At 67.0% G+C, this 8,892-nt stretch carries 7 protein-coding genes and 2 pseudogenes; 8 read left to right on the top strand and 1 reads right to left on the bottom strand.

The window, feature by feature from the left end:
• The 8 genes and pseudogenes from JWQ89_RS21885 to JWQ89_RS21850 all read left to right on the top strand — a co-directional run.
• Positions 1-515: pseudogene (locus tag JWQ89_RS21885) on the top strand (c-type cytochrome biogenesis protein CcmI); the annotation flags it as partial.
• Positions 512-955 carry a cytochrome c maturation protein CcmE gene (gene ccmE, locus JWQ89_RS21880; RefSeq protein WP_299644727.1) on the top strand — a complete coding sequence of 148 codons (444 nt, stop codon included), beginning with the start codon at positions 512-514 and terminating at the stop codon, positions 953-955. The pseudogene JWQ89_RS21885 and the gene ccmE, both read left to right, overlap by 4 nt.
• A gap of 190 nt (positions 956-1,145) precedes the next feature.
• Positions 1,146-3,113 (top strand): annotated as a pseudogene (locus JWQ89_RS21875) (heme lyase CcmF/NrfE family subunit).
• Positions 3,110-3,556 (top strand): cytochrome c-type biogenesis protein, encoded by a 447-nt coding sequence (locus tag JWQ89_RS21870; RefSeq protein WP_299644725.1) that lies wholly within the window; start codon positions 3,110-3,112, stop codon positions 3,554-3,556. Before JWQ89_RS21875 ends, JWQ89_RS21870 begins: the two are co-directional and overlap by 4 nt.
• 237 nt (positions 3,557-3,793) lie before the next feature.
• On the top strand, positions 3,794-4,543 hold the full coding sequence (locus JWQ89_RS21865; protein ID WP_299644723.1) for a sulfite exporter TauE/SafE family protein: 750 nt from the start codon (positions 3,794-3,796) through the stop codon (positions 4,541-4,543).
• A gap of 114 nt (positions 4,544-4,657) precedes the next feature.
• Entirely contained in the window at positions 4,658-6,226 is a 1,569-nt protein-coding gene (locus tag JWQ89_RS21860) for a Do family serine endopeptidase (protein ID WP_299644721.1), read from the top strand.
• Between the two features lie 148 nt (positions 6,227-6,374).
• Complete coding sequence (locus tag JWQ89_RS21855) at positions 6,375-7,046, top strand: response regulator transcription factor (RefSeq protein WP_299644719.1); 672 nt, start codon at positions 6,375-6,377, stop codon at positions 7,044-7,046.
• Complete coding sequence (locus JWQ89_RS21850; protein ID WP_299644717.1) at positions 7,047-8,453, top strand: HAMP domain-containing sensor histidine kinase; 1,407 nt, start codon at positions 7,047-7,049, stop codon at positions 8,451-8,453.
• Positions 8,454-8,457: 4 nt separating this feature from the next.
• Here the strand turns inward: JWQ89_RS21850 and JWQ89_RS21845 are convergent.
• Positions 8,458-8,892: DUF559 domain-containing protein (locus JWQ89_RS21845; protein WP_366144032.1), on the bottom strand; the 435-nt coding region annotated here is incomplete at its 5' end.

Below are 8,892 nucleotides of genomic sequence, written 5' to 3'. Positions count from 1 at the left end.
CGACGGCGGATCGCGAGACCGATCTCGGCGAAGCGCTGATGATGGCCAATAACGGCGATGCCACGGGCGAGCCGCTGGCGCTGTTCAAGAGCGCCGCCGGGCGCGACCCGGCCCATGTGCGCTCGCGCTACTACCTCGCCGGCGAGGCGACGCGCGCGGGCGATTTCGCGACCGCCAAATCCGAATGGGAAGCGTTGCTGAAGCTTTCGAAGGGCGGTGAGGCCTGGGTGGCGACTGCCGAGGCCGGGCTCGCGGCGGCGGAGGCCGGGCTCGGCGGCGACATGCCCGCCAACGCGGACATTGCCGGAATGGTCGAGGGGTTGTCGGCGCGGCTGCTCAAGGATGGCGGCACGATCGAGGAGTGGACGCGGCTGGTGCGCTCGCGGCTGGTGCTGGGCCAGACAGAGGCGGCACAACAGGCCTATGATGCGGCGCGCAAGGCTTACCCGGATGCGGGTGATCGCGCCGAACTCGATGTTCTGGCGGCGGATAATGGATTGGTGGCAAGCAATTGACCCGTAAGCAGAAACGCCTCGCCGTCATCGCAGGCCTCGGCGCGGTTCTCGTGGTTGCCGCGACGCTGATCTTCGTCGCCCTGCGCGACCAGATCGTGTTCTTCTATTCGCCCAGCGAAGTGAAGGAGCGGGCGATCACTGCGGGGACGCCCATCCGGCTGGGCGGGCTGGTGAAGGCGGGCAGCTGGACGAAGAACGGCGAGACCTCGGATTTCGTGGTGACCGACGGGCAGACGGAGATGGCGGCGCACTACGTGGGGCTCCTGCCCGACCTGTTCCGCGAGGGGCAGGGCGTGGTGATCGAGGGCAGCGTGACGCCGGCGGGGACGTTCGCGGCGACCAATGTGCTGGCCAAGCACGATGAGAACTACATGCCGCGCGAACTGGTGGACGAGCTGAAGAAGCGCGGGGAATGGCAGCGGGAGGGGGCTCCGCTGTGAGGACGACAGAGGCATCGCGGCTGTGGACCCCCGCCCCTGTCCCCTCCCCGCAAGGGGGAGGGAGACCCTCTCGATCTGTCTTCGTGGCCTTGGGCGCTGAGCTTGCGGCTCCATCGTCTCCCTCCCCATTCTTGGGGGGAGGGAACAGGGGTGGGGGGCGGCTCGCGCCGGCGCTCATCGGAGGCAACCCATGAGCATCGAACTCGGCCATTTCGCCCTCGTCCTCGCCTTCGCCATCGCGGCGATCTCGGCGATCGTCGGGCTGATGTTCTGGAAGCGGGAGGTGCTGGCGGGGTATCTGCAGCAGGGGGCGGTGCTGCAGTTGCTGCTGGTGGCGGCGGCGTTCGGGGCGCTGATCCAGGCGTTCGTGACGTCCGATTTCTCGCTCAAGCTCGCCTACGACCACGCCAATTCGGCGCAGCCGCTGATCTACAAGATCACCGCAGTGTGGGGGAACCACGAGGGCTCGATGGTGCTGTGGGTGCTGATCCTCGTGGTGATGGGGGCGGCGGTTGCGGCGTTCGGGCGGAATTAGCCAAAGGATCTGCTGACGCTGGTGCTGGCGATGCAGAGCCTGCTGGCGGCGGCGTTCACCGGGTTCACGCTGTTCACCTCGAACCCGTTCCTGAGGCTCTCGCCCGCGCCGTTCGAGGGGCAGGACCTCAATCCGGTGCTGCAGGATATCGGCCTCGCGATCCATCCCCCGCTGCTCTACACCGGCTATGTCGGCTTCTCGGTCTGCTTCAGCTTCGCCGTGGCCGCGCTGATCTCGGGGCGGATCGATGCGGCCTGGGCGCGCTGGGTGCGGCCGTGGACGCTGGTTTCGTGGTGTTTCCTGACCCTCGGCATCGCCATGGGGTCGTACTGGGCCTATTACGAGCTCGGCTGGGGCGGCTGGTGGTTCTGGGACCCGGTGGAGAACGCGAGCTTCATGCCGTGGCTCGCCGGCACGGCGCTGCTGCATTCGGCGCTGGTGATGGAAAAGCGCAATGCGCTGAAGATCTGGACGATATTTCTCGCCATCATCACCTTCTCGCTGAGCCTCCTCGGCACCTTCATGGTGCGCTCGGGCATCCTCACCTCGGTGCATACGTTTGCGTCCGATCCGACGCGCGGCATGGTGATCCTCGCGCTGCTTGCGGCGTTCATCGGCGGCGCGTTCTCGCTGTTCGCCTTCCGCGCCTCGGCGCTCAGGGCTGGCGGGCTGTTCGCGCCGATCAGCCGCGAGGGGGCGCTGATCCTCAACAACCTGTTCCTCGCCAGCGCGGCGGTGGCGGTGCTGGTCGGGACGCTCTATCCGCTGCTGCTCGATGCGCTGGCGGGCGAGACCATTTCGGTGGGGGCGCCGTTCTTCAACCTGACCTTCGGCGTGATCATGGCGCCGCTGCTGATCATCCTGCCGTTCGGGCCGTTCCTCAGCTGGAAGCGCGGCGATCTCGTCGCGGTGACGCAGCGGCTGGCGGGCGCGGCGGGGCTGGCGCTGTTCGCAGCGATCCTCTGCTTCGCGCTGACCGGCGCCTCGGTGTCGCTGGCGCCGCTCGGGCTGCTGCTCGGCTTCTGGGTGGCGTTTGGAGCGCTGGCGGAGCTGGTCGACCGGGCAAAGTTCTTCCGCACCGACGTGCTGACCTCGTTCAGGCGGCTCTTCGGCCTGCCGCGCACGGCCTGGTCGACGGCGCTGGCGCATTTCGGGCTCGGCGTGACGGTGATCGGCATCGTCGCGGCGAGCGCCTGGGGGAGCGAGGTGGTGACCACCATGACGCCGGGGCAGGATGCGGTGATCGGCGACCATCAGGTGACCTTCGAAGGCATCGACCATGTCGCGGGCCCGAACTTCGTCTCCGACACCGGGCGCTTCTCGATCCGGGCGCCGGGCGGCGAGGTGCGCGAGGCGGTGGCGGAGCGGCGCGTCTATAATGCCAGCGGCCAACCGACGACCGAGGCGGCGATCGAGACCTACGGGTTTTCGCAGCTCTACCTGCAGCTGGGCGAACCGCAGGCCGACGGCAAGTCGGTGGTGCGGCTGTGGTTCAAGCCGTATGTGACGCTGATCTGGCTCGGCTGCATCGTGATGGCGGGGGCAGGGTTCCTGTCGCTGAGCTATCGCCGGCTGCGCATCGGCGCACCGAAGCCGGCGGCCGCGCGGGCCGTGGCGGAATGAGGGCGATCCTCGCGCTGGTGATGCTGCTGCTGCTGAGCGTGCCGGCGCTGGCGGTGCGGCCCGACGAGATGCTGGCCGACCCGGGGCTCGAGGCGCGGGCGCGGACGATCTCGGAGGGGCTGCGGTGCCTCGTCTGCCAGAACCAGTCGATCGACGATTCCGATGCAGACCTCGCGCATGACCTCAGGGTGCTGGTGCGCGAGCGGCTGACGGCGGGGGATAGCGACGACCAGGTGCGGGCGTTTCTCGTGGCGCGCTACGGCGAATACGTGCTGCTGAACCCGGTGATGGCGCCGCACACGCTGCTGCTGTGGGTCGCGGCGCCGGTGGTGCTGGTGATCGGCGGGATCGCGGTGGTGATGGGCGCCCGGCGCAAGCGCGCGGCAGGGCAGGCGGCGCTGACCGAGGATGAGGCGAAGGCGATCGAGGAATTGGAGCGGTAGCCTCGATCTCTCCGTCATCTCTCCCCTTGCGGGAGAGAATTCCAAGAGAGGGGGTGCGGAGCCACGGTGCCCAAAACGACCCCCTCTCTTGCGAAATCTAAGGCTTAGCCAAACGGCTAAACCTAAGATTTCGCTTTCTCCCCCGCCTAGGGGGAGATGGACTGTGGAGGGATCGAGGCCGGTTGCGATTTTGAAGTGGCAGCGCTACGTCACCGCCAGCCCACGGATTCCCGCCACTTGTCCCTCACCGACCTTCTCCCTGCCGGCCTCGAACCGCTGATGGCGGTTGCGCTGGTCGTGCTGAGCTTCATGACGTCGCTGATCACCGCGACGTTCTCGCTGGGCGGCGGCTCGCTGATGGTGGCGGTGCTGGCGCTGGTGTTCCCGCCCACGGTCGTGGTGCCGCTGCATGGGGCGATCCAGCTCGGCTCGAATGCCGGGCGGGCGCTGGTCCAGCGGGGGCATATCCAGTGGCGGTTCGTGCTGTGGATCTCGCTGGGCGGATCGGTGGGCACCATTGTCGGTGGGCAGTTCGCGAGCCGGTTGCCGGAGACGGCGCTGCAGATCGTCATTGCGGCCTTCGTGCTGCTGACCACCTGGCTGCCACAGCCCAGGATCGTCGGCAGGTCACGGGTAGCGCAAGTGGTCGGCGGCGGGGTGATAGCGGCGGTGTCGATGGTGGTCGGAGCGACCGGACCCCTGGTCGCGGTGTTCATCAAGGGGCTGGCCGACCGGCGGCACCTGGTGGCGACCCACGCCATGCTGATGACGCTGCAGAACAGCTTCAAGGTCGCGATGTTCGTGCTGCTCGGCTTCGCCTTTGCTGCCTATTTACCGCTCATCGTCGCGATGATCGCCTCGGGGTTCGCCGGCACGGCGATCGGCAGCCGCTTGCTGGTGAAGGTGCCGGAATCGGCCTTTCGCTGGGGTTTCAAGATCGTCCTGACGCTGGTGGCGCTGGACCTGCTGCGCGAGGCGCTGTTCTGAGCCGTAGGCAATTTCGAAACATTACCGATAATTAACACCCGTGTCACAGTGCAGAAAGGCGCCCCTCTCCATATGTCTTGCCCATCACTGAGTGCCTGACTGAAGGAGATCACCATGCGCTCGACTTTCTCCGCACGTGCCCGAAAGTGGATGGGAGCCTCGGCTCTCGCCATCCTCGCCGGTATCGGCGGCGGCTCTGCGTTCGTTGCGGCAACGGCGCCGTCATCTGCTCAGACCGCTAAAGTAGTTCCTGCTGCGCAGATCACTCCGCCGGCCGTGACCAATGCCCCGAACTTCGCCGACCTCGTTGCGGCGGTGAAGCCGGCGGTGGTCTCGATCATCGTCGAGGGCGGCGAGAACGCCAACCCGCGCGACCTGCAGCGCGGTGGCCCGCAGTTCAAGTTCAATTTCCCGGACCTGCCGAACGACCATCCGTTCAAGGACTTCTTCGACCAGTTCGGCCAGCAGGGCGACCAGGGCCAGGGTGACCAGGGCCAGGGCGGCCCGGGCCAGGACCAGCCGCAGCGCAAGTTCGTGGCAGCCGGTTCCGGCTTCATCATCTCGGGTGACGGCTACATCGTCACCAACAACCACGTGGTCGACCACGCCAACAAGGTGACGGTGGTGTTCGACGACGGCAAGGAGATGACCGCCAAGGTCGTCGGCACCGATGCCAAGACCGATCTGGCCGTGGTGAAGATCGACGACGGCACCGACCTGCCCTTCGTCAAGCTGTCGGACACCGAAGTCCGCGTCGGCGAGTGGGTTGTCGCGGTCGGCAATCCGTTCGGCCTCGGCGGCACCGTGACCGCCGGCATCGTCTCGGCCCGCGGCCGTGACATCGCCGGCTCTGCCTATGGCGACTTCCTGCAGATCGACGCGGCGGTGAATACCGGCAACTCGGGCGGCCCCGACTTCAACACCAATGGCGAAGTGGTCGGCGTCAACACCGCGATCTTCTCCCCCAATGGCGGCAATGTCGGTATCGCGTTCGCCATTCCGGCGAGCGTCGTCAAGCAGGTGACCAGCCAGCTGATCCAGAACGGTTCGGTGACCCGCGGCTTCCTCGGCGTCGGCATCCAGGATGTCACCAATGACATCGCCGACAGCGTCGGCCTCAAGGACGCGGCCGGTGCGCTGGTGACGGAGCCCTCCGAGGGCAGCCCGGCCGCCAAGGCTGGCGTCAAGTCCGGCGACGTGATCACCGCGGTCGATGGCCAGCCGGTGACCAACGCGCTCGACCTGAGCCGCACCATTGCCGGCAAGAACCCCGGCACCGCGGTCGAACTCTCGATCTGGCGCGACGGTGCGGAGCAGAAGATCTCCGTGACGCTCGGCAAGCTGGACGAGGCCTCGGCCCCGACCGAAGAGCAGCAGCAGGCTCCCGCCGAGGAACCCGCCGCTCCCGCTCCGACCAGCGTCGGCCTGACGCTGGTGCCGAACTCGGGCGGCGAAGGCCTCCTGATCCAGGACGTCGATCCGAACTCGACTGCGGCCGAGAAGGGCTTTGCGGTGGGTGACACCATCCTCGAGGTCAACAACCAGCCGGTATCGTCGGTCGCCGACTTCGAGAAGGCCGTGCAGGCCGTCAAGGATGCCGGCCGCGCCACGGCGCTGGTCAAGGCCCAGCGTGACGGCAATACCCGGTTTATCGGGCTGCCGATCACCGAGTCCAACTCGTAATGACTTGCGGGCCCCGGGGTGGAAACCTCGGGGCCCTTTTCGTTTTGGGTGGATGGCGAATGGTGAATGGTGTGGGATTGTCGGCAGGGGACGTTCCATTCACCATTCACCATTTACGATTCACCCCGCCCGGTTAGGGGCTGATGAAATGAAGATTCTGCTGATCGAAGACGACCGCGAGGCGGCGAGCTACCTGATCCAGGCGCTGGACGAGGCGGGCCATGTCACGCACCACGCCAGCGACGGCGAGACCGGCTATGCCATGGCCTCGTCGATGGACTACGACGTGCTGGTGGTCGACCGGATGCTGCCCCGCCGCGACGGCCTCTCCATCATCGAGAGCCTCCGCGCCGAGGACAACAAGACGCCGGTGCTGATCCTGTCGGCGCTGGGCGAGGTAGACGACCGGGTTACGGGGCTTCGCGCCGGCGGCGACGACTACCTGGTAAAGCCTTATGCCTTCACCGAGTTGCTGGCCCGTATCGAGGTGCTGGCGCGGCGCTCGTCGCCGGCAGAGGCGGCAACGGCGTTCGAGGTCGGCGGGCTGGCCCTCGACCGGCTCAGCCGCAAGGTCGAGCGCGACGGCGAGCAGATCCTGTTGCAGCCGCGCGAGTTCCGGCTGCTCGAGTACCTGATGAAGAATGCCGGCAAGGTGGTGACCCGCACCATGCTCCTGGAGAATGTCTGGGACTACCATTTCGACCCCCAGACCAACGTCATCGACGTGCACATGTCGCGGCTTCGCGCCAAGATCGACAAGGGCCACGCCAACCCGCTGCTGCATACGATCCGCGGTGCGGGCTACATGATCCGCGACTAGATGTTCGGGCTCGCCCAGCTGTGGCGCACCACCACGGTGCGCCTCACCGCGATCTTCATGATGATCTTCGTGATCTTCGCGGTGGTGCTGCTCGGGCTGATCTCGTGGCAGACCTCGATCCAGCTGCCACGCCAGCAGACCGACGCCATCGACCGCGAGGTGGTCGAATTCAAGCGCATCGACGACGATTCCGGCTTCCGCGCCACCATCCTCGCGGTGCAGCGCCTCGCCGGCCAGCCGGGGCCGGGAATCTACTACCTCGCCGACCCGAGCGGACAGCTGATTGTCGGCAACGTCACGGACCTGCCGCCTGAGGTGGTGGCCGAGCCCGGCACCTACAGCTTCAACTATTCCAAGCCGCGCCCCTTCGAGGACCCGCAGCTCGACGACCCGCAGAACCAGCGCCAGGGCTACGCCATGGTGCGCTCCGAGAAGCTGGCCAGCGGGCTGATCCTCGTGGTCGGCCGCGACGTGGTGGAGCGGCGGGGGTTTACGGCGATCGTCTTCCAGTGGTTCGCGGTCGGGGTCGGCGGCATCCTGCTGTTCTCGCTGGTGGCGGGGGTGGTGACCGCGGTGCGGGTGCTGCGCCGGATCGACACGATCTCCTCGACCTCCAAGATGATCATGTCGGGCAACCTCAGCGAACGCGTGCCGGTGACCAAGCGCAACGACGAGTTCGACGCGCTGGCGACCAACCTCAACCTCATGCTCGATCGCATCGAAGACCTGATGCAGGGGATGAAGGAGGTGACCGATAATGTCGCGCACGATCTGAAGACCCCGCTGACCCGGCTGCGCAACAAGGCGGAATCGGCGCTGCGCGAGGGGCAGGACGAAGTTACGCGCAAGGAAGCGCTGGAGACCACGATCGAGGAGAGCGACAAGCTCATCAAAACCTTCAACGCGCTGCTGATGATCGCCCGCGCCGATGCGGGAACGCCGTCCGGGGCGCTGAGCGACCTCGACCTGAGCGCGGTGGTTGCCGATGTGGCCGAACTCTATGGTCCGCTGGCCGAGGACGAAGGCATGGCCATCGAGACCGACATCGCCGAGGGCGTGCGCATCAACGGCAACCGCGAACTGCTGGGGCAGGCGCTGGTGAACCTGATCGAGAACGCGCTGAAATACTATGTGCCCGAGGAGGGCAAGACCGGGCGCATCAGGGTGAGCCTCAGGCGCGCCGGCGACCGGGTGCGGATCGAGGTGGCAGACAACGGCCCGGGTATCCCGGCGGAAGACCGGAGCCGGGTGCTCGAGCGCTTCGTGCGGCTGGAAATGAGCCGGACCGAGCCGGGCTCGGGGCTCGGGCTGTCGCTGGTGGCCGCGGTGGCACGGCTGCACGGGGGCGAACTGCGGCTCGATGACAGCGCGCCGGGGCTGCGGGCGGTGGTGGATTTGCCGGGGTGAATCCTCACCCGCGAAGCGGGGGAGGGGGACCGGCGAAGCCGGTGGAGGGGGCGGCGGCAAGCACGATCGACTTGCAGACCGCTTCGAGATGTTTTGGATCAAGTACATCAGACGCGAGAACTCGGTGGACGCGGATGCCGTGCTGTTCAAGCCAGCGGGTTCGGTCCTCGTCATGCGCCGCCGCGGCGCTGCTGTCGTGCGCGCGCCCGTCGACCTCGACGCACAGGCGCATTTCCGCGCAGAAGAAATCGAGAATGTATGGCCCGATTGGGTGCTGTCGCCTGAAGCGAAAGCCAGCCAACTGCCTGTCCCTGAGCTGCCGCCACAGGATAACCTCAGGCAGCGACATCTCCCGGCGCAAGCGCCGCGCACGCTTGAAGGTGATGATCGGTCCGCGCACTTGGCCGCCCCCTCCACCATGCTTCGCATGGTCCCCCTC

The sequence above is a fragment of the Devosia sp. genome, assembly GCF_028290645.1.
Lineage (GTDB): Bacteria > Pseudomonadota > Alphaproteobacteria > Rhizobiales > Devosiaceae > Devosia_A.
Note: the sequence above shows the minus strand (reverse complement) of the source record. Positions and strands in the feature narration are given on the sequence as shown.